The organism is Enterococcus sp. DIV1411a, from assembly GCF_050531945.1.
GTDB lineage: Bacteria > Bacillota > Bacilli > Lactobacillales > Enterococcaceae > Enterococcus_B > Enterococcus_B faecium.
This window is the reverse complement of the sequence record NZ_CP172892.1, coordinates 630,227-657,163: the sequence shown is the minus strand read 5'-3', so window position 1 is coordinate 657,163 and position 26,937 is coordinate 630,227. Positions and strand designations below refer to the sequence as shown.

Here is a 26,937-nt window from a genome sequence, read left to right as displayed (position 1 = left end):
AAAATAAACAATAATTTTCCGGCACAATTATTTGCTGTTTTTTACCATAACATAGTACGATCAACGTAGAAAAGGAGATGTTTTTATGAAAGTTGTTGTCATTGGCGGTGTAGCTGGCGGTCCTTCATTTGCCACTCGTTTCCGTCGATTGAATGAAGCGCACGAAATCATTATCTATGAACGCGGAGAAAATATTTCTTATGCAAGTTGTGCTTTGCCTTATTATTTAGGAGGTGTGATCACTGACCGTGACTCGCTGATCGAACGTACACCAGAAATATTGAAAACAAAAAACAACATCGATGTCTTTACTAAACACGAAGTAACAGCAATCGATCCTTCTACTAAGCGATTAACAGTTAAAGACCTATCCACAAATGAAGAAACAAAAACAGATTACGATAAGTTGATCATCTCTTCTGGTGCTAGACCAGATTATCCGGATATTCCCGGAGTTTTTGAAGCAGAAAACGGCTTTGTCCTCCGTAGTGTGACGGATGCGGATCGAATCAAATCGTTCCTTGAAGAAAAAAATCCACAACATGTCGTCATTCTTGGTGCAGGTGTTATGGGTCTGGAATTAGCTGAGAATTTCAAGCATCGCGGCTTAGACGTGACTTTAATCGATCAATTGCCACAAGTCGCTTTCCCTTATGATCCAGAAATTGCTGATTTAGTTTATGACAAATTGCTGAAAGAAGGATTAGCCGTTCATTTAGAAACAAGAGTTACTGAGATCCGTGATAAAGGTCGAGAAATAGTATTATCAGATGGCTCCGTCCTTTCTGCTGATATGCTAATTTTTGCTGTTGGTGTTTCTCCGAATAATGAAGTGGTGAAAGCAACCGGCATACAATTATCAGATACAGGCCAGATCATTGTTGATGACCAGTTACAAACCAATCTGCCGGACATCTATGCGATTGGCGATATTATCGAAACGACTAGTGTAGTGACTGGTCAGCCGATCCAAAGTATGCTTTCCAGTGCGGCCAATCGTCAAGGACATATGTTGGCAGATATTTTAAATGGTACGCCTATGCGCTATCGCGGATATATTGGTGCAGGTGTCGCAAAAATCTTTGATCATACAGCAAGTTATGCGGGAATGACAGAACATGCATTAAAAGCATCAGGCATAACAAATTATAAAACTGTTTTTATCACTCCTTTTGACCATGCCTATTTCTATCCAGAAGCTACAAGATTAAATCTAAAGCTGATTTTTGATGCAGATAGCGGTCGTATTTTAGGTGGACAAGCATTTGGAGAAAAAGGTGTCGATAAACGGATGGGAGAACTTTCTGTAGCGATCACCGGAAACTTGACAGTCTTTGATTTGCCTGATTTGGAGTTGCCTTACTCTCCACCGTATTCTACTACCCGTGACCCGTTGAATATAGCTGGTTATGTCGCAATCAATCAAATGACGAATATCGTAGAAACGATCAAAGCAAGTGATATACCCGAAAACGATTTGAAAGAAGCGTTCTTTTTAGATATACGTGAACCTAATAAAGCACCTTCTGGCAGTATCTCGGCAACAAAAAATATTCCAATGAATGAGTTACGAGATCGAATCAATGAAATCCCAAAAGATAAAAAAGTTTACATTACTTTCAGAAGAGGATTGAATACTTATACTTCTGCCCGAATCTTGGCAGGTTTGGGTATCAAAGCGATTTTGATTGAAGAATAAAAAAACGACCGCGGTGGGTAGCCGCGGTCTAGGAGTTATTTTTACTTGAGGAGTAAAAATGAAAAAGTATATAGGGTTGTTGGTTGGTATGTATATAGAATAGAAGATAAATGTGAAGAAATTGTGCATTATTTCTTCACATTTATTAGGTTATAGTTTAAGAAAGTTTAAACATTGCGCAATTTAATTATTTTAGCTGTTTCTTTTCATAAAAAAACATGTTGTGACTCTGAGACAAATCATAGTCCATAGTGATGTCTCTAGAGTAACTACGCCTAATATTACGAGGCATAATATTAATTCATCAGCACTAGTACCTAAACTAGCATCCCTTTCGAATATTTTTTCTTATATAATAAAGTTTGCTTTCACTCCTCTAATCTCACCAAATCGACTGGCTTGCGTTGTGTGATACTAGGAACTGATTTGTTTAGAACGACTTTTCTATTGTAATCATATTTTTCGCCATCCTCGTTGTCTTCTAATCCTTCAATGAATGATCCCTAATGTGTGTATTAAGTAATTTAATTTTTTTGTTCCTATTTATTTAACAAATAAATAATATAAAAGGTAAATAAAAAAGAGTGGATTTCTCCACTCCATGAAAAGCCGACTTTTTGGGACGCTTTTTTTTGCCAAGCCTCACATTTTTATAGCCAAACTTCTTTTGCGACTTGCTGCAATAATTGGATTTTCTTCCATTGTTCTTCTTCTGTTAAATGGTTTCCTTCTTCTGTTGAAGCAAACCCACATTGAGGACTGATACTTAGATTTTCCAATGGTACAAATTGTTGTGCTTCTTTTATTCGTTCTTTTATTTTCTCCGTATCTTCCAAATCTGGAAACTTAGAAGTAACTAATCCTAAAACAACTTTACTTTCTTTGTTACTCCAATGTCTTAAAGGAGTAAAATCTCCTGCTCGGTCAGAATCGTATTCCAAAAAGAAACCATCATAATTTGTTGAAAACAACTCTTCTGCAATGGGTTCATATCCACCGGAAAACAGCCAAGAAGAAGCGTGATTCCCGCGGCAGATATGTGTTGTGATCGTCAAATCTTCTGGTTTGTCTTCCAGTGCATTATTGATAATCTCTGTACAAATATGGGCCATTTCTTTCGGATCAATTCCTTTTTGAAGAAGTGCTTCTCTTTTAGTTTGATCAGCTAGAAACGCCCAATTTGTATCATCGAATTGCAGGTAACGGCAACCTTTTTCATAAAAAGCATGAATCGCTGCTTTGTAAGTAGAGGACAAGTCCTCATAAAAATCAGCTAGATCAGGATAAATCTCCTTGATTTTTGAAGAACCATCATTAGATAGAATCTCTTGTCGTAAAATCATCGTGGGACTAGGGATCGTTGCTTTTGCAACAAAAGTATCATCTGTTTCCACTACTTCTTTCAGAAAAGCAAAATCTTTTAAAAATGGGTGATTTGGATTGAAAGATAATTTATCTACTACCCGAATATTATAAGCTGGAGCTGCTTTTCCGTGGAATGTTTGATTATATCCAGTTTCTGGAACATAGCCTTCGATACCATTTAGTTCTTCTAAAAAATCAAGATGCCAAAATCCACGCCGAAATTCACCATCTGTAATTCCTTTGATGCCGACTGCTTTTTGGTCTTCCACTAATTTTTTTATTTCCTGGTCTTCGATTGCACGAAGTTCTTCTTTTGAAAGTAAGCCTTCTTGAACTTTTTTTCTTGCTTCTTTGATCGATTGCGGGCGTAAGAAACTTCCGACATGATCTACTGTAAATGGTCTATTTTTGCTCATTTCACTCACTCTTTTCTTTGTTTTTTTGTAAAAAAAAATCCTTTTACTAGCAAATACTAGTAAAAGGACGATTATACTCGTGGTACCACCTTTTTTCAGAAAAAACATTCTTTCTCTCAGCCTGACAATAAAATCAGTGGTCTTGGTAACGAAAGACTGTTCGTTTTTGCCTACCTTTCGACAAAAAATCCTCTAAGGCCATTTTCGACAGTCAACTTCTAGCTTTTTACACCAACCAAAGCCTCTCTTGAACCATTTTCTGTCTACTTTCCTTCTCATCGGATACTATTAGAATAAAATTAGAATAGCATGTTTGAAAGAAAAGTCAATAGGGAATAAGAACAAACAAAAACTAATTTGTTATTCTTAGTAATTCGTTTGTGGAATACAATAAAGCTTTTCTAATATGATAATTGTTCAGTCGTCCTTTCATCTTAGATCACTTCCTTAAAATGATCATACCCGTTTCAACCACATAAAAAAGGACTTAATTTTGAAAAATTTCCCATCAAAACTAAGTCCTTTTTATTATAGTTATACAAATTTGCTTATTTTCTCGCTATTTCCGATACATCTTGAATTCTAAGAATAGGTCATTATAGATGCCTAGGTATTTCGATCCTAGATCTTCGTAGACTTCAAGATGGGAGATCGTGTCATCAGATGGATAGAATTGTTCGTCCGACGAAATGTCTTTTGGCAATAACGCTTTTGCTTTTTCATTTGGTGTAGAATAACCAATATACTCTGCATTTTGTGCCGCATTTTCCGGTTCTAGCATAAAGTTGATGAAATCATAGGCACCTTCTTTATTTTTCACGGTTTTTGGCATAACGATATTATCAAACCAAAGATTGGAACCTTCTGGTGGGATTACGTAATGTAAATGTTCATTTTCCCACATCATATCGGCAGCTTCGCCAGAAAATGTCACTGCCACGGAGGCTTCTTCATTGATCATATACATTTTGATCTCATCTGCCACGATTGCTTTGACATTTGGCGTTAAATGATTCAATTTATTTGCTGCTTCTGTCAGCTGTGCCATATTCTTACTATTCAAAGAATAGCCTAAACTATTCAAAGAAAGCCCCATAACTTCTCGTGCACCGTCAATCAGCATCAAACTGTCTTTTAATTCCGGCTTCCACAAATCATCCCAATGCTTAATTTGATCTGCATCAAAGAATTTATCGTTATATACGATCCCTAAAGTTCCCCAAAAATATGGAATCGAATACTGATTATCTGGATCAAAATCCAAGTCTAAAAATCGTGGATCAATATTATTTAATCCTTTGATCTTCGAATGATCTAATGGAAGTACTAGTTTTTCTTTGATCATTTTTTGGATCATATATTCACTTGGTATAGCGATGTCGTAGTTTGTCCCACCTTGCTGGATTTTTGTGAACATCGCTTCATTAGAATCAAATGTTTCATAATTCACTTTGTATCCATATTCTTTTTCAAATTTCGTGATCAGACTAGGATCGATATAATCTCCCCAGTTATAGATGGTAAGTACCTTTGCTCCACTCATGCCACTTGTTTTTTCAAGTTGACGAACACCAAGCAGCAGCACCGCAATAATGATGAGAATACCTAAAAACAGAGATTGTAATTTTTTCATCGCAGCCGTGCCACCCCCTCGCGTACTCTTCTGTTTTTCTTCAGCCGTTTTGGACGGTTTTCTTTACTAATGAAGTAGTATCCAATGACCAATATCATGGAGAACAAGAAAACTAACGCACTTAGCGCATTGATTTCTAAACTGATTCCTTGTCTTGCACGAGAATAAATCTCTACTGAGAGCGTCGTAAAGCCATTTCCTGTGACGAAAAACGTAACCGCAAAATCATCAAGAGAATAAGTAAATGCCATAAAATATCCAGCTATGATTCCTGGAGAAAGATAAGGCAAAATGATATTTTTGACTACTTGGAAATTATTAGCACCAAGGTCTCTAGCCGCATCGACCATTGAATCGTTCATTTCCTGCAATTTTGGCAAGACCATCAAGACGACGATTGGAATGCTGAAAGCAATATGGGAAAGCAATACACTCTGAAAACCTAATCCGAATCCTAGTAGTGTAAAGAAAATCAAGAAACTAGCACCGATAATAACATCAGGAGAGACTAATAAGATGTTATTCATGCTCAACAACGCTGTCCGTGCACGTCGTTTCTTCGTGTAATAGATTCCCATAGCCCCAAATGTCCCGATGATCGTGGCGATCAATGCAGATAAGAAAGCCAGCATGAACGTATTCAATACGATAATGATCAAACGAGTATCTTCAAAAACAGCTTCATAATTTTCCCAAGTAAACCCTGTAAAGCTGTTCATCGTTCCTCCTTCATTGAAGGAATAAAAAATCAGATAGAAGATCGGTGCATATAAGAATAAAAAAACAATCCCTAAATAAAGATACGACCATTTAAATTTTTTCATTTATGAGCGACCTCCTTTTTTCTTCTCGCCTGTCAGGAGCATCACGATGAACATAGCAATGATTAAAATCACACCGATTGTAGAACCCATCCCCCAGTTTTGTGTAACCAAGAAATGCTGTTCGATAGCCGTTCCTAAAGTGATCACCCGATTTCCGCCAATCAGACGAGTCAGCATGAATAAAGAAAGAGAAGGAATAAATACTGCTTGGACGCCGCTTTTCACACCATTTAATGATAACGGAAAAATCACTCGTCGGAAGGTCTCAAAGCTATTCGCGCCTAAATCTCTGCTGGCACTGATCAAAGAAGGATTCATCTCTTCCAATGCATTGAAAATTGGCATAATCATAAATGGAATCTCGATATACGTTGCCACGAACAGAAAACTGAAGTCTGTGAATAATATCTGTTTCGGCCCGATCCCGATAAAATCAAAGAAATGATTCACGCTGCCGTGCACACTGAAAATTCCAATAAATGCGTAAGCTTTAAGCAGCAGATTCACCCATGTAGGCAAAATAATCAGCATCAGCCATAATTGCTTGTGCTTCAGTTTTGTTAAAAAATAAGCAGTCGGGTAACTGATGATCAGCGTGAAAAACGTGATCAAAAATGCATACCATACAGAATTGATCGTCATAGAAAGCGATGTCCCCGACGTAAAATAAGATAGATAATTATTCAGCGTGAATTGCCCATTCATATCAAAAAAAGATTGATAAATGATCATTAATACAGGCGCGATCACGAATAAACCGAGCCACAAAATATAAGGGACGGAATAGATCCTGCGCATTGTTTTCATTCTTGTCCCCCCTATTCTTCGTAGCTGTCAAGACGTGCATCGAATTCTTCTTCAGACTCGTTGAAACGCATGACATGGATATCTTCTGGCTCAAAGGCCAATCCTACTTTGCTTCCTTCTTTAGCTTTTTTCGTTGAATGGACCATCCATTCATTTTGCTGTTCATCATAACAGATGATTTCATAATGGACACCACGAAACAGCTGAGTATCAACCGTTACGACTAGTTTTCCTTTATCTGGTGTCGTGATCGTCAAATCCTCTGGGCGTAAAACAACTTCAACTGGTTCATTTAGACGCATCCCGCCATCGACACATTCAAATTGCTTACCAACAAACTCAACTAGATTATCTTCGATCATTACACCGTCCACGATATTGCTCTCCCCAACAAAATCAGCAACGAAATGATTGATTGGCTCATCATAAATATCTACAGGTGTACCACTTTGGACGATTTTCCCTTTATTCATGACAAAAATCTCATCACTCATTGCCAACGCTTCTTCTTGGTCATGAGTAACAAAAATAAACGTGATTCCTAATCGTTGTTGCAGATCCCGCAGTTCATACTGCATATCTGTACGTAGTTTCAAATCAAGCGCCGATAACGGTTCATCTAGTAGCAATACTTTCGGTTCATTTACAATTGCTCGTGCAATCGCTACACGCTGTCTTTGACCACCAGACATTTCACTGATCTCCCGTTTTTCGTATCCAGGAAGCTGGACCATACGCAAAGCATCTTTTACCTTCTTTTCGATATCTGATTTGGACATTTTCTTGATCTTCAATCCAAAAGCAACGTTATCAAAAACATTCATATGAGGAAAAAGTGCATAATCTTGGAAGACGGTATTTACTTGTCGCTTATTAGCTGGCAAATCATTCAACCGTTTCCCTTCAAAATAGATGTCCCCTTCTGTAGCTTCGGTGAATCCAGCTATAATACGTAGGATCGTTGTTTTACCACAGCCGGAAGGACCAAGCAGTGTATAAAATTTTCCTTGTTCGATCTCAAAACTTACTTTTTTTAATACTGTTTCATCATCATAGCGTTTCACTACTTGATCAAATGAAATGATTGGTTTCCCCACGTTTTTACCCCCTATATTACAAATATGATTGCGTTGCAACAATCAATACTTTTGTTCGTTTTTTGAGATGATTCCTTAATTGATGTTGTTTTGTCGCTTGATAATAGATCGACTGTCCTGCTTTTGCCACATAGACCGTCTCTCCTAAGCTTAACTCTAATTCCCCTTCTAATACAAAAATAAACGTTTCAGATAATGAAGGTTCAAACGTCTTATATTCTCCTGCACCTTCAAAAGTCAGCAAGACAGGCTCCATTTCTTTTTCATTCGAATCAGCCACGAGCCATTCCAATTCATACCCGTTTTCTTCATCAAAATAAACCGTATGATCTTCTTTTGAATAAACCACTTGCAGATTCGCTGCTTCTTGATGAAAAAATTCTTCTGGAGTCACACCTAAGACTTCAAGAATAGAAAAGAATGTTTCCATTGATGGTGAACTTAAATCTCGTTCCAACTGGGAAATATACCCTTTTGACAAATCTGTGCGTTCGCCTAGTTCTTCTTGTGTCAAATTCTTTTGGATGCGCAAATTTCTTAACTTCTCACCAATTTCCATAATTTCCTCCGAATCGAAGTTTTCTAATAGTAAACTTCCTGTTTACTACCACTCGTATTAGTATACGAAATTTATTGAAAAAGGCAACCCTTTGTAAAATTTTTTTTGCTGAATATTTCTTTATCTTTTGGAATAAATTCTAGTTGTTTGATTCTTTATTTTTCACCTAATTTTTGTCTAAATTTACGGAAGAACAAGAATAAAAGAGTAGGCTTTATGGTATGATAAAAGAAAATTTTAAAAGGAGTGTCTCACGAATGAACGCTTTTCGATCTTTTCAGGTAATAAAGGAACCTGTTTTCCATACAGCAATCAGTGATCTGCCATTTACTGAATTGGCTGAAAATGAAGTCTTGGTAAAAATTGCCTATTCTGATGTCAATTATAAAGATGCATTGGCAATGAGCGAATCTGGTCAGGTGATACGAACATATCCGATGACTCCAGGGATTGATTTATCCGGAACTGTCGTCCAAAGTAACAATCCACGTTTTTCAAAAGAAGATCTTGTACTTGCTACTGGTTTTGGGCTTGGTGTCACCTATCCAGGCGGTTACAGCCAATACCAAAAAGTACCAGGAGACTGGTTAGTCCCTCTACCGAAAAATATGACACTGCGTCAAGCGATGATTTTTGGTACAGCAGGGTTTACTGCTATGTTGTGTGTGAACGCTTTAATCCGTCAAGGTATGACCTCCGATAAAAAAGTTGTCGTTACTGGTGCTTCTGGCGGTGTAGGCAGTACAGCGATAGCCCTGTTACATAAACTAGGATTCCAGTCAATCATTGCCTTTTCCAGAAAAGAAGAGTCTGTCACATGGCTAAAAAGTCTAGGTGCTTCTCAAGTCGTACGACCTGATGAATTTCTGCCAGAGACAACAAAAGCTTTAGGAAAACAGCAAATCGACTATGTCATCGACACAGTAGGTGGCGAGCAGCTAAGTAGTCTTCTTCCATTGATCTCTTATAACGGTGCAGTAGCTTTATGTGGCAATGCTGGGGGAATCAAACTAAACGCGACTGTCTTGCCTTTTATTCTGCGAAACATCCAGTTGATTGGAATTGATTCTGTCAATGTACCAATAGATCAACGTCTTTCTTTATGGCAACAGATGGCGGATTTGCAGATTGCAGATGAACTGGTCGTCCAAGAGATTACTCTGGATCAATTGCCTGAAACAGCATCTAAACTACTTGCTGGAACACACCAAGGAAGAACACTAGTAAATGTAGGTGACCATAAATGAAGATTCTAATCACAGCTGGAGGAACGACTGAAAAAATCGATCAAGTACGTGCTATTACAAATCATTCGACAGGACGATTAGGGCAAGCATTAGCTGATTATTTAGCTGCCAATCCGGATACCACAATCGATTACGTGACTACGAAACAAGCACTGAAACCGAAAAGACACTCCAATATAACGATTTATACGATCGAATCTGCACTGGACTTATTTTTACAATTAGAAGCACTAACGAAAAAAGAACACTACGACGCGATTATCCACAGTATGGCAGTCAGTGATTTTACTCCTGCTTTTAGTTTTTCAGAAGAACAGCTGGCAAAAAACCTACCCACTTCTTCAACGCAAGAAGAACTGGACAATTGGTTTGCGGAAAATGAACAGACAGATACCACTGTTTCAAAGATCTCTTCTGACACCGAGCATCTTGTGCTCGTTTTGAAGAAAACACCAAAAATCATTTCTTATCTACGTGAATGGCAGCCAAAAGCAAAAATCATTGGTTTCAAACTATTAGTAGATGTACCAAAGGAATCTCTTCTGGCAGTCGCAAAAAATAGTCTGATAAATAACAAAACTGATTTTATTTTCGCAAATGATTTGACGGAAATCCATGGCGAGACACACCACGGCTATCTCTTATCTAAAGATGGAACAGTGGAAGAAGCTCAAAGTAAATCTGAGATTGCTGCATTGATTACTGAGAAAATTAGACTGGAGGAATCAAAATGAAAAAGATCTTACTAGGCGTTACTGGAAGTATTTCTGCTTACAAAAGCGCTGATCTTACAAGTCAATTCGTCAAATTAGGTGCCCAGATAGATGTGATTATGTCTAAAAGCAGCACACATTTTATCACGCCATTAACCTTGCAATCTCTGTCGAAGCGCGCAGTCCATACAGACGTCATGCAAGAATCAAATCCGCAGGTAATCAATCATATCGAACTAGCAAAACAAGCTGACTTGTTTCTCATCGCGCCTGCTACAGCAAACATTATCGGCAAGCTAGCAAATGGCATTGCAGACGATCTTCTTTCAACAGTCGCAATGGCGCTTCCAGTGGGAACACCAAAATTGATTGCCCCTGCCATGAACACGAATATGTATCAAAACCCGATCACTCAGCGTAATCTGGAAACATTGAGATCTGTCGGCTATCAGGAAATTGAACCAAGAGAATCTCTTTTAGCTTGTGGAGATTTTGGAAAAGGTGCCTTAGCTGATATTCAGACGATCATCGAACAGGTCATGCTGACTCTTAATGAAAGAAATGCTTAGAAAAAAGGAGTACTTATGAAAAATACAAAAAACTTTACATTAACTGCGATGTTTTTAGCTATTTTGATTTTATTAGCTGTTACGCCTTTAGGTTTTATCCCTATCGGTCCAATCAATGCAACAACCATGCATATTCCTGTAATCATTGCTTCGATCGTTTTAGGACCAAGACTAGGTGCTTTTCTTGGCGGTACATTTGGACTGATCAGCATGATCCGTAGCACAGTTATCCAAACACCTTTGTCTTTTGTCTTTTCTCCGTTTATCCCAGTCATCGGAACAGAACATGGAAGCTGGAAAGCCTTGCTGATCGCGTTTATTCCTCGTATCTTGATTGGGGTGGTTCCTTATTTCGTTTATAAAGGTCTGCGCAAACTAATGAAACAAAAAGCAGATTCCGTTTCTTTATTCTTAGCTGGACTTTCCGGTTCATTGACCAATACGATTTTAGTGATGAATATGATCTACTTTTTATTCCAGCAAGATTATGCCAAAGTCATCGGAACAAATTTAAATGCTGTTTATTCAGCTATTCTAGCGGTTATTTTTACAAGTGGTATACCTGAAGGAATCGTCGCAGGTCTTGCGACTGCAGCAGTATGCAATGTCTTGTTAAGATACTTCAAGCACCCTTCTCTTACTAACTGATAGTCATCGTAGCCGATCTCTGATTTTTTTCTCTTTTGGTGTTACTATTGAATGGAAAGATTTGACGTCGAAAGGATGATCCAAATGAAAATTTTTGTTGTAGGTGCAAACGGACAAATTGGCCGACACCTGATAAAAGATTTAGCTCCAAGTTCCCATGAAATTTTTGCAGGGGTGAGAGATGTCGCTTCCCAAACATTAGTAAAAAAAGAGAATGTTTCGTATGTCTCTTTTGATTTAACTTGGTCCGTGGAAAAAATGACCGAAGCATTCAAAGGCATCGATGTATTAATTTTTGCTGCCGGCTCTCAAGGAAAGAATCTTCTGCAAGTAGACTTGGATGGCACAATCAAAACAGTGATCGCAGCTGAAAATGCGCATGTCTCTCGCTATCTGATGGTCAGTGCTGTTTATGCAGATGAACCAGCAAAATGGCCTGAGTCCATGACAGATTATTATATTACTAAACATTATGCAGATGAATGGCTGAAACGAACTAACTTAGATTTTGTCATTCTTCAACCAGTCACATTGACTAACGATGAAGAAGTTACTTCCATTCAATTAACTAAGCCTAATGAGAAGGCATCAAAAACGATCACTCGCTCTACAGTTGCTGCTGTACTTGCCGCTCTAGTGGAAGAAACGGATATTTCTCGTACGACTCTAGTACTTTCTGAAGGTAGCAAAGAGTTGAATACAGCATTCCAAGAATGGGCAAAGGAGGGATAGATCCATGCGTGCCATTTCAATCAAGCATCCTGGTTCTGTAGATGTATTAGAACAAATTGAAGTGCCTGTTCCTAAACCAAAACAAGGCGAATTACTGATCAAAGTCCATACAGCAGCTGTCAATCGAACAGATATTATGAAAAGAGAATCAGTCTCTTTGAAACCTCCCTACCCTATTTTGGGAGTCGAAGTAGCTGGAGAGGTAGTTGAGAATAAAAGTGATATCTCCACTTTTACTCCTGGGACAAAAGTATACGGATTAGTCAATCTAGGTGGTTATGCCGAATATGCTGTGATGCCTGCCGATCGTGCAATCCTTCTCCCTGATACGCTAGACTATGTTTCTGCTGCTGGAATCTCAGAAGTTTTTTTGACTGCTTATCAAACACTTTACTGGCTTGGAAAATTACAAGAAGGCGAAACTGTCTTGATCCATGCAGGAGCAAGTGGTGTGGGAACAGCAGCGATCCAATTAGCTAGACAGCTTTCTCACGCGAAAATCATCGTTACTGCAGGATCAGAAGAAAAACTCGCCTTTTGTAAAGAACTTGGTGCAGATGAATTGATCAACTATAAAAAACAAGACTTTCAAGAAGAGGTACGAAAAATCACTGAAGGTCGGGGAATCGATGTTATTTTGGATTTCATCGGCGCTTCTTACTGGGAAAAGAATTTAGCTTCTATAGCCGTTGATGGACGTTGGGTCTTGATTGGTATGCTAGGTGGGACCATCGTGCCTGAGATAGACCTTGGTGTATTGATTGGGAAACGTGTCCAACTGCTTGGTACATTATTGACACCTAGAAGTGATCAGTATAAAGCAGAGCTCGCACAAACTTTTATGCAAAAAGCTGGGCCTTTTCTAGAAAATGGCAAGATTCGGCCAATCATTGACCGTACATTCCAATTCAGCGCAGTCAAACAAGCGCATGAATATATGGAAGCAAACAAAAACATCGGAAAAATCATTTTGAAGATAACTGAATAAAATCATGCTGATCAAAAAAGAGGCTGGGACAGAAGCGTTTAACTCCAAGAAATAAGAAGAAATTCACGAAAATTGCTTTTCAAATTTTTGTGAATTCCAGCTAATTTCCAAAGGAGTTGCTTCTGCTTCCGCCGTTTATACGTGTTTAGAGCGTGGGACAAAAGTAAAGAACACTTTTGTCTCACGCTCTTTTTCCGAACAAATGGTGTTCAAAAGCTTGCATCTGCGGTAATAAGTCCAACCAAGTTAAAAACATAAGAAGCTGTTTTTACTTGGCTGTTCTTATTACTTGATGCAGGGCAGCTTTTTCACAACCTCTTCACTAAACAGTGTTCAATCAGCTGACCCTCGGTATTAGCTCAAAAAACGGCAAAATATGAGGAACTATTTTGCCGTTTGTTTCTCTAATACTCAGGTCAAAACGCTGATTTCACAACCTCTTTTTATTTACGTTCTATTTCATTCATTTTCCGAAGCAAATCGAGCTGCTTGTATGCCCGCTTGTCGCCCAAAAATAATGATCTCCGCAACTGAATTTCCACCGATCCGGTTGTTTCCATGTAAGCCACCTGTGACTTCACCAGCAGCATATAACCCCCTAATTGGCTGGTTTTCTTTATCTAATACTTCAGTGTTCGTATTGATTTTCACACCGCCCATCGTGTAATGGATTCCTGGTGCGATTTTGATCGCATAATAATTCGGAGACGATAAGTCATGTTCCATGGCTGTGGCACGGTTGAATTGAGCATCTTTTTTCTCCGCAACATCCGTATTCCATCCATCAACTGTTTTTGCTAGTATTTCTTTTGGTAAATCGATTTTTTCTGCTAATTCTTCCATTGTCTTTCCAGTTGTGACATATCCTTTTTGGTCATAAAATTCAATAGCTGTGGCACGATCACGCACGCCTTGGTCAAAAATCAAATAAGCTGATTTTTCAGGCAATGCTGTAATTGCTGCAGATACTTTATCCCTTGTATCCATTTCATTGACAAATCTTTTCCCCTCTTGATCGACCAAGATTGCTCCTTCTCCGCGAACAACCTCACCAATCAAGACCCCCTCATCCTGCTGCACAGTTGGATGAATTTGTATTTTATCCATATCAACGGTTTGTCCACCTAATTTTTCAATCATGGTGATACCATCTCCAGTTGATCCTTCTTGATTTGTCGTAATATAATCAGCTAAATCGGGACGATATTTTTCAATAAATTCTTTGCTGGCACCAAAACCGCCTGTGGTAACTACGATTGCTTTTCCGGTGACCTCTTTTGGTTCTTCTCCTTGAACATGTACAGTCACTTCATTGACCGTTTCCCCATTTTTCTTAATGTCTGTCACATCTGCGTTGACAAAAATAGGGATTTCCCGCTCATGGACGTTATTCAATAACCCCTCCACTAAGTATCCACCAATAGCCGAGCCATCAGACGGACGATGTGTCCTCTTTTCACTCATCCCTCCAGTGATCGTTAAGTTGTCCAGTTTGATACCGTTTTGATCTAGCCAATCGACCGCATCAGCAGAGTGATCGACAAAGTATCGAAGCATTTCTTTATCATTCGTTCCTCCACCACCTTTTAGCGTTTCTTCATAGAAGGCATCATTCGAGTCTTTGATTCCTTCTTCTTTTTGAAATTTTGTTTCTGAAGCATTCATACCGCTTGATGATTTAGATGTGTTTCCTCCGGCAACAGGCATCTTTTCCAAAATTACTGGATTCAACCCAGCATCTTTTGCTTCGATAGCTGCTGCCATCCCTGCACCACCAGCTCCAATAATCACGACATCATAAGATTCTTTCATTTCTTTTGGATCTGTATATACTTGTTCAGAAGCGCCTGATGATACTTCGGCAGATTCCTTCGTACTAGAACTTGTCTGCGCTGTATTTTTCTGATCTGCGCCGCATGCGCTCATAGCAAGAAGTGCAACGGCTGTTAATAAACCAGCAACTAATTTTTTCATTTGTATCCCCCTTTTCTCCTTATACTATATTAAGTGATTTTTTTCACAATATCAACTCTGTTTTTCTTTAAGTCATATAGCTTTGGTAAACACACGCTTCTTAGTATAATTAAGGATATACATGAAGGAGTTATTTTATGAATCATTTGAAAACCTTTTTTACGAACAGTACAAAAACTGCTGGCAGAATCACAAATGGAATCTATATTTTATTACGTATCATCGTTGTTATTATGTTGGCTGATCAGATTTGGAACCAACATTGGGGAAATACGATGCTTTTATTATTGACACTGATTTTGTTTGAAATTCCTTATTTCCTAGAAAAGATATTAAAGATACAGATTCCAAATATGCTAGAAATCATTTTGTTATCTTTTATTTTTAGTTCAACAGTTTTAGGAGAGTTAAGTGATTTTTATGGCTATTTTTCAATGTGGGATACTTTTCTACATGCATTCAGCGGATTTTTAGCTGGGGGTGTCGGCTTTTCCCTTGTTTATTTGCTCAATAAAAATACAAAAACCATGAACTTGACTCCTTTATTACTAGCAGTTGTTTCCTTCTGTTTTTCGATGACAGTTGGTGTTATGTGGGAGTTTGTGGAATTTTCAGCAGATAAATTACTGCAATTCGATATGCAAAAAGATACGATCATCCAGCAAATCAATAGTGTGGAGTTAAGTAAAGACGGAAACACTGTCTATCATGTTCCAGATATCACTCGGACAATCATTGAAAGTCAAAATGCAGATGGTAAAACAGATAAAACAATCATCCAAAATGGTTACTTAGACGTGGGAATCATGGATACTATGAAGGATTTATTTGTTAATTTTATTGGAGCAGTTGTTTTCAGTGTATTTGGTTACCTCTATAGTCGAAACGATTACCAAAAATTTACGTTCATCAAGAATTTTATTCCTAAAAAAATCAAACGATAAAACATGCTAAAAAACAAGAGAAGGGGCAGTGACAATACTTTTGTCACTGCCCCTTCTTTTTTGAATGTATGGCATGCCATTAGTTATCCGATAGTATTAACTCAAAAAAGTAAGATATGAGGAATGACTATTTCGTTTTTTATCCCAATACTGAGGACTTATTTCACCATTTCGTTATTTATCTAATTTACTTAAAACCTGCATAACTTTTTCATAATCTGGATTAGGTGTGCCGTCTAGATTTTCAGCAATAAAAGTAAAACCCATTTTTTTATAAAGAGCAATCGCCTGATGGCTCCATGTCTGTGTGTGAAGATAGATTGGTCCGTCCGTATGGAGGGTAGGAAATTCTTGCAAGACTCTGGCAGTCAATGCTTTTGCGAGCCCTTTTCCTTGGTAATCTGGTTTCACTGCTAACCAATGAAAAACCGGATACACTTGCTCTCTTGATTTTTTTCGCCAAGCGGTACAGGTTGCTACTTTTTCTCCTTTTTTTGTCTCTACAAAAAACATCCTTCTTTCAAGTTCTTCAGGATAAGGAGCAAAGTTTTGTTGAAAATACTCAAGTGCTTCATCTGTCGTTTGAAATTCCCCAACGGAAGTCTCAATCTCCGCCCAAGCAGATTCATCTTCTTTTTGATCAAATCGAAATTCAAAACCTTCCGCTAAAGGCGTGATTGGAACATTTTGTTGAAGTGGTCTTGTCATCCAGATTTCTGCGTAAGGTAACGTTTTATCTAACATTTTTCTATCCCTCCTCGTCTCCATTATGCCAAATAACATATGACTCAGCTACTTATTTGACTATAACAGATAGAGATATAAATCAGAACCAGTCATCTGCGCCAAATTCATTTCGATTAGCGTATACCCATGTTCCTGCCATACCTCGCATGAAATCTCCTAAAGCAGAAGAAGGAATACCTCCACCAGGTGCGGGTGTTCCCGGACTAGGAAGTGGTACTTGCGGCTGCAGATGCTCATCGGTGGAATCAATAGTTGACAAGCGTTTTTTCTTCGTTTCCTTCTGGTCATCTGATTCATTCTGATCTGCCGACTGTTTAGCAACAAATTCTTTTTCTGATTGTTGTTTTATTTTAGGCTCTAAAATTTCATTTTCCAATCCAGAAACTTGTGAGGCCAAATGAGCTTCTTGCCTTATCGTTTTATTAGATTCTGAGATTTTTCTAGATATTCTTGCTGGCTGTAAATTTCTTGTTTGCTTTGCTTCCCCTGTTGGAGAAACTGCATGAGCCATTTGTTGTTTTTTTTCTGACAAGTTTTCTTCTTGTTTTTTTTGTTCTTTTTGTCTTATCTGTTTTTTTAATGGTAAAACGTGTAAAAGCGACTGAGCATGGAGTTCTTGGAGTGAATACGGGTCATGATAACTATACATAATCGTAAAATCACCTGTTTGTTTGGTCAAATAACCATCCTCCAATGGTACTTCATTGATTGTAACCGATACATCCTTTAACGGTACGGGTTTATCTAAGGAATTTGTTGCTGATTGGATCAACTCTTCTTTGTTTATTTTTTCGTTTGGATGAACAATAAGATCATGGCCTTCTAATGAACGATTGTCTGGTATATAAACATAAGTAAAGGTAATTTCCCCTCCTGATTGCTTCCTGTTATTCATCAGTTCTGAGTGAAGTACTTCAAGGATCTCCGACCAGTGACTTTTTCTGTCTAATCCGTTTGCTTGCATCCAATCAGAAATAGAAGTGACTTTTCCGTCTTGTTCATAAGTCGATAAATCTATATTTGGCACTCGATCAGAAAATTCAGCAGGTAGGCGCAAATCAGGAATACGATTTACACTACTCATATGTGTTTCTGCTTGAAGTTCTTTATTTGTTTGACTATCTATAAAATGAGTGATGACAGTCGATGAAGCAGCAGATGCTTCTACATAAACTACAGCTGTTGTTTCTGCCACATTTGATGTTTTCGAGTCTATATAAGTTAATACAACGGGATATTCTCCCGGAGTTGTAGTATCTACTGTCCCGTTCATTTTGATTTCTTCTTTATTTCCTGAAGTTCCATCGCTTTTTGTTACATATTCAACAAGATCTTTAGGGGCGTAACTCTCTCCTGTTCTTAAGTGAAGATCTTTTCCTTTGATAGCTGTTTGATCAGCACGAACATGGATCACAGCAGATGCAGTCATTGTTTTTAAAGCAATTGGATCAAAATAGGACAAGGAAATAGTAGATGTTCCTGTATTAGTCGTATCCACGATATTCCCATTGTTTGAAATTACTTTGGACATATCTCCTTGTGTTCCATCTGCGTTCTTCAGCCTTTCTACCAGATCAGATATCGAAACTTTTGTCCCTGCCAGAACATCGATTTTCTTTCCTTCAAACTGTGAATAATCTTTTTCATATACATAAGAAACTTGTGCGCTTCCACCGTTCTTTATATCTGTCAAAGCATGATTCAAAATATCAGTGATCTGTTTTAACTGATCACCTTTTGTAGGATCAGTCATATCGGAAAAGATAGAAAGCGGCACACTGCTTCCGGTTTCCGATGTCCATAATGTTTTGTTAGGAATTAACCAGTAGTGGTTTATCGTTGGAGGATAACTGACTTTATTATAGGAAGTCAATGCAGGAAGTAGCTGTTTTCCATTTGCATCAGTGAAAGTATGAGTAATAGTGATAGGGGAATCAGTGGTCTCAGAAACAGAGGTACGTACGACCTTGATGGTTTGTGCCGTTGCCTGAACGGGTACATGCATATAGACACCTACAGATAAACTGATCAGCATCGTGCGCATCATAAACTTAACGTAGTGTTTTTCAGAACACGACCGTTCCTTATCTAAACGACAAGCGTGTTTATTTAGTTGTTTTGAACGTCTTTTTGAACACATTTATTCTTAGTCCTCCCTACTCTTGTCTAAACATGAAGTAGTAATTTTCATAAGATGATTTCATTATATAAATAAAATCAAAAAAAGATGGACTATTAGGAGAGTATTTTTTTTGATTTTTTATTGTTTCAAGAAAATCGGAATAATAACTTATGTAATTTTTAATTTTGTTAAGTAATATATCTAGTTATATCTAGTTACCTTTTCTTTGAAAAAAACATAAATCAGCTAATAAATATGTGAGACAAAGCTGCCATCCATAAATACTAGCTGATTTTTTCAGTTAAATGTCTATTTTTTTCTCTGATGATGATATTTCCAAAATATTCCCAGTCATCTGGAGTCGGTGGATTTTTCCAAATTATCTGTTCTTTATTAAATTTTTCAAGTAAACAATCAGATAAATAAATATTCGTACGAGAAGTGATTCGACTCTCAATCACAATATTGTAATTTTTAAATCCTTTCACTTGAGAAATAATGTAATCGGTATAAGCAGATCCTTGCGAAAAATCAATACAGACATGAATCGGTGCTTCAAAATATGATACCGGACAAATACCGACCAATAAAAAGAGATAATCATAAAATAAGCGAATCATGAAACGTTCATCTTTTCCCAAGAAATAGCGTTTATTCTCTTGTATGACCTTTTGGATTGCTGTACTGAATATTGGATACGTCTCGAAGAAAAACTGTAGCTGCTTTTTAGACGTAAAGCTAGTCATCTCAAAGTCGAATATCCAATTTTTTCGATTGACATGCATCATACCCATACGAAGTTCTTTTCGTATATATAGTCTTTCTTCTTCAGAGATTTCAATCGAAAATGGTAATTGATCAATCAATTCCACTGACATTTTTTGACTAATCATGTGGATATCATGAAAATGAGCTTCCGCAAGTCCAAATGCGCCATCTAATTCAAATTCTTCTTCCGTGATCAAAAACAACATGATATAAGAAATCTCATCAATGATCTGCTCTTTAGGGATATGAAAAAAAGAAATATGTGATAAATCCTTGATGATCTTCATTCCTTCTGAGCTCTTAAAGTATTCATCTGAAAAGAAACGTTTTCCGATTGGTTGATTCCCATAGGCCCTCAACAAACTAATAGTGGTTAGCAAATTGAATTTGATTCGTTTTGTTGCAGACAGTTTTAAATTGAACAGATATTCAAAATATTGCACGATACTCTTTGCTTCATTCATGACGCTTTCTCTAAATGGCATAGAAAAACCATTAAAGACCCCGAAATATACCCCAAATAATACGTTCCGTATGTTTATTTCTTCCCCAACTAATATGTTTTTCTTTAACTTTATTTGATGCTGTTCAAGAAAAGAGACTAATTCTCTTCTTTTTACATAGGCTCTTGATATGCTTAAAAAATGATTCTCTGCAAATTTTTCGATCGTTACTTTTGAATCCACGATCTCCGTTAACAGTCGAGCAATTTTTGATCGTTGAAAGTAGATTCTTCTTAAATTTTTGATATCCGTCAAATTCAGACGTTCGACATGGATCTCTGCTTCTTCTGAAATTTGGATCTCTGGCTTTGTTTTGAATTCAGTAAATTCTTTATTTAATTCTATGATATAATTTCTTGTTTTAAATTTAGACAAACCTAATGTTTCATATAACTTAGGTAGCACTACATAATTCTTTTTCTCAAATTCTAAATATCTAGCTAGCAGCAGTTTTTCTCTATCTTCCTCTTCTATAAGGTAATCCAACTTCATATCCTACACCTCAAAAAATGCCTCATACCAATTACTTGATATGCAGATGAAAGTTCATCTTTTCACCTATACTGATTTTATGATGGATTATGCTTGTTTTTTCATCAGTTATTCTCATTTTTTATCTTTTTTTTGAGAATATTGCAAAAAATGGAAAAATTTATGAGGAAATATTCTATATTTTTTGTTTTATTGTGTTAAAATGTACAAGATTTGCGCCATTTGCGTAAACAACCACAAAAAAGAGCAGGGCGGCCACCGTCCTGCTCTTTTACTTATTTTAAGTTCCATTACTTATTAATTGGCTAAACTTCTGCTTGTTTCTGATATTGCTTGTTTTTCTCCAATGATCCGCACTTCTGTTTCTAAAGACACATCAAATTTTTCTTTGATTACTTCTTGGATGTGCGCAATCAATTCAATATAATCTGTCGCTGTCGCATGATCAATATTGACGATGAATCCAGCATGTTTTTCAGAGACTTGTGCACCGCCCCATTTCAGGCCTTGCAATCCTGCTTGTTGGATCAGCTGACCTGTATAGTGTCCTACTGGGCGCTTAAAGACACTTCCGCATGAAGGGTATTCTAATGGCTGTTTTGATTGACGCAATTCGGTCAACTCATCCATTCTTGCTTTGATTGCTTCATAATCCCCTGTTTGCAAACTGAATCGAGCTTCCAATACGATAGCACGTAATTCTTGGACTTTACTGTGACGATAAGAAAATACCATTTCGTCTTTTGTCAAAGTTTTCAATGTTCCATCTTCAAGCAAAAGATCCACTTCAGCAAAAACATCTTTGATCTCTCCGCCATACGCACCTGCATTCATATAAACCGCTCCACCGACACTTCCCGGGATGCCGCAAGCAAATTCAAATCCAGTCAATGATTCTGCCAAAGCTGCATAAGTCGTATCAATCAGTGAGGCACCTGCTTCCGCAATGACCATCGTTCCTTTGACATGAATCTGTTTCATTTCAGTCAGCATGATGACTACACCGCGAATCCCGCCATCTTGAACGATCAGATTGCTTGCATTTCCTAATACCATCCAAGGTATATCATGGATTCGGCAATAATCGATGATTTGCTTTACTTCGTCTTGCTTTTTCGGGAATGCAAGGACATCAGCTGGTCCGCCTGTTTTCGTAAACGTATAGTTCATCAATGGTTCATCAAACAATAAAGTAATCGTGGCTAAGCTTTCAACTATTTCTTCTTTATTCACTGAGGATTTTCCTTTCTTTTCTCAAACGTCCTCATTATTCTATCACGCTTAATACAATCTTGCCAGTCTTGTTCAAAGTTGATGACGGTAGTGATCTTTAAGCACTTCCTCACATAATTCATGACTTCTTACAACTTCTTTTTGTTTAAGCATTTCTGTTTCCGATTTACCTAAACGGATCTGAGAAAAGAAGGCCTCTACCATTGGCTCAAACCCGCGTTTGACTAGCGTGTTTGTCCAGTCGCCAAATTCTTTCACTTTTTTTCCATCAGCATCTTGAATGACAAGCTGGGTCAGATCGTTTACTTCATAAGTACCATTTTTACTTGTTACTTGATATTTTTCTATATTAGCGCCACTTGCTAAATCCATCGTTAAAATAGCCGTTTGATTTTGTGTTTCTAATTGTAAAATGGCATATTCCAAAAATTCTTTTGTTTCTCTTATCTGGTATTTTGTTCTCAAAATGGGTTCATCCAATAAATACACCGCTGTATCAATAAGATGTAAAAACAAATCATAAAGGACGAATTCTGTCGTTTCTTTTGCCGCTATTCGATTTTTTTGCAGGTGGATCAACCGCTTATCTGGGATACATTTCAATTCTTCTACCATAGGAGCAAAGCGCCGGTTGAAACCGATCATCAAAATTTTTTGGTTCTTATCAGCTAATTCTTGCAATTCACGAACTTCATTTAGATGGACACTCAGTGGTTTGTCAATATAAACATGGATACCATTTTCTAGACATTTTTTGGCTAATTCATAATGTACTTTTGTTGCTGCGTGGATCATACATGCTTCGATTTTTTCTTCTAAAAGCTCATCGATCGTTTCATATAGATGTTGGAACCCGTACTCTTTTTGAATTCTTTCTTTTGTTTCTTTATTTCTTGTTGCAAAATAAAAATCAAGTGTTCCTTGTTTTTTCGCATAAGTTGGTAAATATGCTTTTTCTGCGATATTCCCTACACCGATTACACCAATCTTCATCGACTTTCCTCCTGGATCATTTAGTTACTTTCATCTTACACCATTTTTTACTAAAATGAGGTACAATAGTATCGCAAAGGTAAGGAAATTAATTCGAAGGAGTGTGCTTTTATTGAAATTTATCTCTTGGAACGTAAACGGGCTTCGTGCCATCGTAAATAAAAATTTTTTAGAAGTTTTTCATGAGTTAGACGCCGATTTTTTCTGTCTGCAGGAAACGAAACTCCAAGCAGGACAAATTGATTTAGATCTTCCAGGTTATTATCAATATTGGAATTACGCAGAACGAAAAGGCTATTCCGGCACAGCGATTTTTGCTAAAAAACCAGCATTGAATGCCACTTACGGAATGGGTATCGATATCCATGATACAGAAGGCCGTCTGATTACTTTGGAATATTCCGATTTCTTTCTTGTAACCTGTTACACGCCAAATTCTCAAAGCGAATTAAAACGTTTAGATTACCGATTAGAATGGGAAGAAGCCTTTTATAATTATTTGGAAAATCTAAAAAAACAAAAACCAGTCATCGTGTGTGGGGATCTAAATGTCGCTCATCAAAAGATTGATTTGAAAAACTGGAAAACGAATCAAAAAAATGCTGGATTCACTCCAGAAGAAAGAGCGGCTCTTTCTCGACTGTTGGATAACGGGTTTATCGATACATTCCGTTATTTTTATCCAACCCAGGAAGGTGTCTACTCTTGGTGGAACTACCGATTCAATTCAAGAAAAAACAATGCTGGTTGGCGGATCGATTACTTTTTGACGAGCAAAGATTTAGAGCCAAGACTAGCTGATGCAAAGATCCATACGGACATTATGGGCAGTGATCATTGTCCAGTAGAATTAGATTTGAAATAAAGAGGATGTGAAAAAGTCGTTTAGTTTCGAGTATTAAGAAAAATTTTGTGAAAATGGCTTTCCACATTTTGCATAAATTTGGCTTAATACCGAGAAACTGGCTTTTGAACACCGTTTATCGAGAGGTTGTGAAAAAGCTGTCCTGCATCAAGTAATAAGAACAGCCAAACAAAAATAGCTCTTCATATTTTTCGTTTGATTGGGCTTATTGCCGCAGATGCAAGCTTTTGAACACCGTTTATTAAGAGGTTGTGAAATCAGCGTTCTGACCTGAGTATTAGAGAAACAAATGGAAAAATAGTTCCTCATATTTTGCCATTTTTTGAGCTAATACCGAGGGCCAGCTGATTGAACACCGTTTAGTGGAGAGGTTGTGAAATCAGCGTTTTGACCTGAGTATTAGAGAAACAAACGGAAAAATAGTTCCTCATATTTTGTCGTTTTTTGAGCTAATACCGAGGGTCAGCTGATTGAACACCGTTTAGTGGAGAGGTTGTGAAATCAACGTTCTGACCTGAGTATTAGAGAAACAAACGGAAAAATAGTTCCTCATATTTTGCCATTTTTTGAGCTAATACCGAGGGTCAGCTGATTGAACACCGTTTAGTGGAGAGGTTGTAAAATCAGCGTTCTGACCTGAGTATTAGAGAAACAAATGGAAAAAATAGTTCCTCATATTTTGCCATTTTTTGAGCTAATACCGAGGGTCAGCTGATTGAACACCGTTTAGTGGAGAGGTTGTGAAAAAGTCGCCTACTTTCGAGTCGTAAGAAATTTTTTTGAAAATGGTTCCTCACAACTTTGCATAAATTTGGCTTAATACCGAGAATTCATGATCCCTATCTAACTCCAAATCACAAGGAATAAGTTCAAAAACTAGCTTTTTTCAACAAATATTACATAAAAAATTCTATGTTTTTTGTTAAATTTATTTGCTTTTTTCAAAAGTATGTTACAGTAATTTCCCAAGGAGGTTTTACAGAAATGAATTTTGTTGCCATGGATTTTGAAACTGCCAATCATCAGCCTTATAGTGCTTGTTCTCTTGCGCTAGTCATGGTAAAAAACAGCCAGATCGTTGATGAATTCTATACATTGATACAGCCTGAGACTCCTTTTTTCTGGCGAAATGTCCAAATTCACGGAATCCATCAAGAAGACGTACGCAATGCGCCGAAATTCCCAGAAGTCTGGCAAACTATCCAACCATATTTTCAAAAAAATCGTTTAGTCGTTGCACATAATGCTGCTTTTGATACAAAGGTCTTAGCGGGATGCTTAGATTATTATCATCTTGAACAGCCTAATTATCTTTCTTTATGTACAGTGAAAAGTAGCCGTCGCTTGTTTCCTGAATTTCCAAATCATCGATTGAACACTGTGTGCGAAAATTTGAACATCCAATTAGATCATCACCATGATGCATTGGAAGATAGTCGTGCATGTGCGGAAATCCTGCTTTATCAAGAAAAAAAATTCGGGACAGATCCATTGAAAAAACTTGTGACTATAAAGTAAAAGAATACTTATGAAACACACAAAGAGGTCGTGAGCCTGCCGTTTCACTCCGAGTCACAAGGAGCAATTTCAAAAAATAGCTCCTCATGTTTATTAAATATTGTGACTGGTAACCGAGGAGCTGGCAGGAGAACACCGTATAAGGAAGAGGTTGTGAAAAAGCTGTTCTGCATCAAGTAATAAGAACAGCCAAACAAAAATAGCTTCTGATATTTTTCATTTGGTTGGACTTATTACCGCAGATGCAAGCTTTTGAACACCGTTTACCAAGAGGTTGTGAAATCAGCGTTTTGATCTGAGTATTAGAGAAACAAACGGCAAAATAGTTCCTCATATTTTGCTGTTTTTTGAGCTAATACCGAAGGTTAGCTGATTGAACACCGTTTATTCAGAAAAAGGGACTGTGACACGTATTTTGTCATAGTCCCTTCGTGTGTTTTTCTGCCTTCTCAAAAGGATGACAGTTTCTCACTCTTTTCCTATTTCTTCTATTCAATCAAATAACTCATTTTATATACATCTAAAAATTCGCCTAGATCTGTTCTTGCCCCTCTAGGCATGACCGCTTCGATTTGGAAGCCCATTTTTCGGTAAAGGTGTACGGCTCTTTCATTACGAACTTGAACGTCAAGCTCCAATCGAAAAAGTACACCCATTTCCTTCGCCCAACTGATGATTTCTTCTAGCATAAGAGTGCCTAGTCCCATTCCCCAATATTCCTGCAGAATACTGATACCGACTTCTCCCACGTGAGACAAACGAAATTGACTGTCTGCCTTGACAGATGCTGTTCCAATAATCGTCCCTTCATAGATTGCAAGCAGCAATAAATTATTATTGCTTTCGTATATATAATCCAACTCTTCTTCTAAGGTTTCTGGTGGTAACAGGAGTTCTGCTTCATCCAAAACTAAAAATTCTGTCTCCTTATTGACTTGTCCCATCATCAAAAGAATGTCTTTTGCATCTCCTGGCACTGCTTCCCGCAAGATGATCCCAACTTCTTCACTCATGATTTTCAGCCCATTTTTCTAGAATTCGCTGTTTGAAGGTTTCACTTTGCTCCCCGTATGAGATTAGTTTCACATACCGTTTTTCTAAATCTGTATCACTTTTTTCTAAAATCAGTTCCAAATAATCCTCCGGCAGTGCTTCTTCTAATAGATTTCCCCATTCGACAACGGAAAGCCCATCACCTTCAAAATATTCATCTAACCCTAAATCTGCTCCGCTAGCTGCTACCCGATAAATATCCATATGATACAACGGAATCCGACCTTGACTATATTCTCTAATAATCGTGTATGTCGGACTTTTGATCATTTGCGTTATCCCTAATCCTTGGGCAATTCCTTTCGTCAACGTTGTTTTACCCGCACCTAGATCACCAGTCAATATCAGATTGTCACCTGGTATTGCGGAATGACCAATTGCCTCTGCGAATTGTTCTGTCATTGTTAATCCTGATAGTTCGATCATTT

The 26,937-nt window shown here is 37.5% G+C and carries 24 protein-coding genes and 1 other annotated feature; of the genes, 10 read left to right on the top strand and 14 right to left on the bottom strand.

Annotation, left to right across the window (positions count from 1 at the left end):
* Nucleotides 1-85 precede the first annotated feature (85 nt).
* The gene (locus IGJ87_RS03090) at nt 86-1,699 is read left to right on the top strand and encodes an FAD-dependent oxidoreductase (RefSeq protein ID WP_002323591.1); all 1,614 of its coding nucleotides are present in this window, start codon (nt 86-88) and stop codon (nt 1,697-1,699) included.
* 650 nt (nt 1,700-2,349) lie between these two features.
* Here the strand turns inward: IGJ87_RS03090 and IGJ87_RS03085 are convergent.
* The 6 genes from IGJ87_RS03085 to IGJ87_RS03060 form a co-directional block, all read right to left on the bottom strand.
* Nucleotides 2,350-3,480: a 5-methyltetrahydropteroyltriglutamate--homocysteine S-methyltransferase gene (locus tag IGJ87_RS03085; RefSeq protein ID WP_002295032.1), complete on the bottom strand. Its 1,131-nt coding sequence runs from the start codon at nt 3,478-3,480 to the stop codon at nt 2,350-2,352.
* Nucleotides 3,481-3,540: 60 nt separating this feature from the next.
* Nucleotides 3,541-3,768, bottom strand: a binding site (T-box leader).
* A gap of 271 nt (nt 3,769-4,039) precedes the next feature.
* Nucleotides 4,040-5,113 (bottom strand): ABC transporter substrate-binding protein, encoded by a 1,074-nt coding sequence (locus IGJ87_RS03080; RefSeq protein WP_002293464.1) that lies wholly within the window; start codon nt 5,111-5,113, stop codon nt 4,040-4,042.
* Nucleotides 5,110-5,937, bottom strand: a complete 828-nt coding sequence (locus IGJ87_RS03075) for an ABC transporter permease (protein ID WP_002287036.1) — start codon at nt 5,935-5,937, stop codon at nt 5,110-5,112. Before IGJ87_RS03075 ends, IGJ87_RS03080 begins: the two co-directional genes overlap by 4 nt.
* Nucleotides 5,938-6,744 carry an ABC transporter permease gene (locus IGJ87_RS03070; RefSeq protein ID WP_002287038.1) on the bottom strand — a complete coding sequence of 269 codons (807 nt, stop codon included), beginning with the start codon at nt 6,742-6,744 and terminating at the stop codon, nt 5,938-5,940.
* An 11-nt stretch (nt 6,745-6,755) separates the two neighbouring features.
* Nucleotides 6,756-7,841, bottom strand: a complete 1,086-nt coding sequence (locus IGJ87_RS03065; RefSeq protein WP_002287039.1) for an ABC transporter ATP-binding protein — start codon at nt 7,839-7,841, stop codon at nt 6,756-6,758.
* A 16-nt stretch (nt 7,842-7,857) separates the two neighbouring features.
* Nucleotides 7,858-8,400 (bottom strand): helix-turn-helix domain-containing protein, encoded by a 543-nt coding sequence (locus tag IGJ87_RS03060; protein ID WP_002287040.1) that lies wholly within the window; start codon nt 8,398-8,400, stop codon nt 7,858-7,860.
* Nucleotides 8,401-8,657: 257 nt separating this feature from the next.
* Here IGJ87_RS03060 and IGJ87_RS03055 point away from each other — a divergent pair, with 257 nt between their 5' ends.
* The 6 genes from IGJ87_RS03055 to IGJ87_RS03030 all read left to right on the top strand — a co-directional run bounded on the left by IGJ87_RS03055 (nt 8,658) and on the right by IGJ87_RS03030 (nt 13,297).
* Nucleotides 8,658-9,647 carry an oxidoreductase gene (locus IGJ87_RS03055; protein ID WP_002323323.1) on the top strand — a complete coding sequence of 330 codons (990 nt, stop codon included), beginning with the start codon at nt 8,658-8,660 and terminating at the stop codon, nt 9,645-9,647.
* Nucleotides 9,644-10,381 (top strand): phosphopantothenate--cysteine ligase, encoded by a 738-nt coding sequence (locus tag IGJ87_RS03050; RefSeq protein WP_002293460.1) that lies wholly within the window; start codon nt 9,644-9,646, stop codon nt 10,379-10,381. The genes IGJ87_RS03055 and IGJ87_RS03050 overlap by 4 nt, the downstream gene beginning before the upstream one ends.
* Nucleotides 10,378-10,929 carry a phosphopantothenoylcysteine decarboxylase gene (coaC, locus tag IGJ87_RS03045; protein WP_002323324.1) on the top strand — a complete coding sequence of 184 codons (552 nt, stop codon included), beginning with the start codon at nt 10,378-10,380 and terminating at the stop codon, nt 10,927-10,929. The genes IGJ87_RS03050 and coaC overlap by 4 nt, the downstream gene beginning before the upstream one ends.
* Nucleotides 10,930-10,944: 15 nt before the next feature.
* On the top strand, nt 10,945-11,577 hold the full coding sequence (locus IGJ87_RS03040; RefSeq protein WP_002287046.1) for an ECF transporter S component: 633 nt from the start codon (nt 10,945-10,947) through the stop codon (nt 11,575-11,577).
* An 84-nt stretch (nt 11,578-11,661) separates the two neighbouring features.
* Nucleotides 11,662-12,309: an NAD(P)-binding oxidoreductase gene (locus IGJ87_RS03035; protein WP_089030416.1), complete on the top strand. Its 648-nt coding sequence runs from the start codon at nt 11,662-11,664 to the stop codon at nt 12,307-12,309.
* A 4-nt stretch (nt 12,310-12,313) separates the two neighbouring features.
* Nucleotides 12,314-13,297, top strand: a complete 984-nt coding sequence (locus IGJ87_RS03030; protein ID WP_002323326.1) for an NAD(P)H-quinone oxidoreductase — start codon at nt 12,314-12,316, stop codon at nt 13,295-13,297.
* 459 nt (nt 13,298-13,756) lie between these two features.
* Here IGJ87_RS03030 and IGJ87_RS03025 read toward each other — a convergent pair whose 3' ends face one another.
* The gene (locus tag IGJ87_RS03025; RefSeq protein ID WP_002323381.1) at nt 13,757-15,271 is read right to left on the bottom strand and encodes a flavocytochrome c; all 1,515 of its coding nucleotides are present in this window, start codon (nt 15,269-15,271) and stop codon (nt 13,757-13,759) included.
* A 137-nt stretch (nt 15,272-15,408) separates the two neighbouring features.
* Between IGJ87_RS03025 and IGJ87_RS03020 the strand changes: the two genes are divergently transcribed.
* On the top strand, nt 15,409-16,215 hold the full coding sequence (locus IGJ87_RS03020; protein WP_002323382.1) for a hypothetical protein: 807 nt from the start codon (nt 15,409-15,411) through the stop codon (nt 16,213-16,215).
* A gap of 174 nt (nt 16,216-16,389) precedes the next feature.
* Here IGJ87_RS03020 and IGJ87_RS03015 read toward each other — a convergent pair whose 3' ends face one another.
* From IGJ87_RS03015 to IGJ87_RS02995, 5 genes are all read right to left on the bottom strand, one after another.
* Nucleotides 16,390-16,959, bottom strand: a complete 570-nt coding sequence (locus IGJ87_RS03015) for a GNAT family N-acetyltransferase (RefSeq protein ID WP_089030379.1) — start codon at nt 16,957-16,959, stop codon at nt 16,390-16,392.
* Between the two features lie 82 nt (nt 16,960-17,041).
* Nucleotides 17,042-19,102 carry a bacterial Ig-like domain-containing protein gene (locus IGJ87_RS03010; RefSeq protein ID WP_002325851.1) on the bottom strand — a complete coding sequence of 687 codons (2,061 nt, stop codon included), beginning with the start codon at nt 19,100-19,102 and terminating at the stop codon, nt 17,042-17,044.
* Nucleotides 19,103-19,368: 266 nt separating this feature from the next.
* Nucleotides 19,369-20,847, bottom strand: a complete 1,479-nt coding sequence (locus IGJ87_RS03005) for a helix-turn-helix domain-containing protein (protein ID WP_002323384.1) — start codon at nt 20,845-20,847, stop codon at nt 19,369-19,371.
* Between the two features lie 297 nt (nt 20,848-21,144).
* Entirely contained in the window at nt 21,145-22,080 is a 936-nt protein-coding gene (gene murB, locus IGJ87_RS03000) for a UDP-N-acetylmuramate dehydrogenase (protein ID WP_002291437.1), read from the bottom strand.
* Nucleotides 22,081-22,152: 72 nt separating this feature from the next.
* The gene (locus IGJ87_RS02995) at nt 22,153-23,073 is read right to left on the bottom strand and encodes a Gfo/Idh/MocA family protein (protein WP_002323385.1); all 921 of its coding nucleotides are present in this window, start codon (nt 23,071-23,073) and stop codon (nt 22,153-22,155) included.
* A 112-nt stretch (nt 23,074-23,185) separates the two neighbouring features.
* Between IGJ87_RS02995 and IGJ87_RS02990 the strand changes: the two genes are divergently transcribed.
* Both IGJ87_RS02990 and IGJ87_RS02985 read left to right on the top strand, forming a co-directional pair.
* Nucleotides 23,186-23,938, top strand: coding sequence for an exodeoxyribonuclease III (locus IGJ87_RS02990; protein WP_002293820.1), 753 nt, complete (start codon nt 23,186-23,188; stop codon nt 23,936-23,938).
* A gap of 984 nt (nt 23,939-24,922) precedes the next feature.
* Nucleotides 24,923-25,456 carry a 3'-5' exonuclease gene (locus IGJ87_RS02985; protein WP_002291442.1) on the top strand — a complete coding sequence of 178 codons (534 nt, stop codon included), beginning with the start codon at nt 24,923-24,925 and terminating at the stop codon, nt 25,454-25,456.
* A gap of 488 nt (nt 25,457-25,944) precedes the next feature.
* On the opposite strand, the gene IGJ87_RS02980 is transcribed toward IGJ87_RS02985, so the two are convergent.
* Entirely contained in the window at nt 25,945-26,469 is a 525-nt protein-coding gene (locus tag IGJ87_RS02980) for a GNAT family N-acetyltransferase (protein ID WP_002287063.1), read from the bottom strand.
* Nucleotides 26,462-26,935 carry a tRNA (adenosine(37)-N6)-threonylcarbamoyltransferase complex ATPase subunit type 1 TsaE gene (gene tsaE / locus IGJ87_RS02975; protein ID WP_002323522.1) on the bottom strand — a complete coding sequence of 158 codons (474 nt, stop codon included), beginning with the start codon at nt 26,933-26,935 and terminating at the stop codon, nt 26,462-26,464. The genes IGJ87_RS02980 and tsaE overlap by 8 nt, the downstream gene beginning before the upstream one ends.
* Nucleotides 26,936-26,937 lie beyond the last annotated feature (2 nt).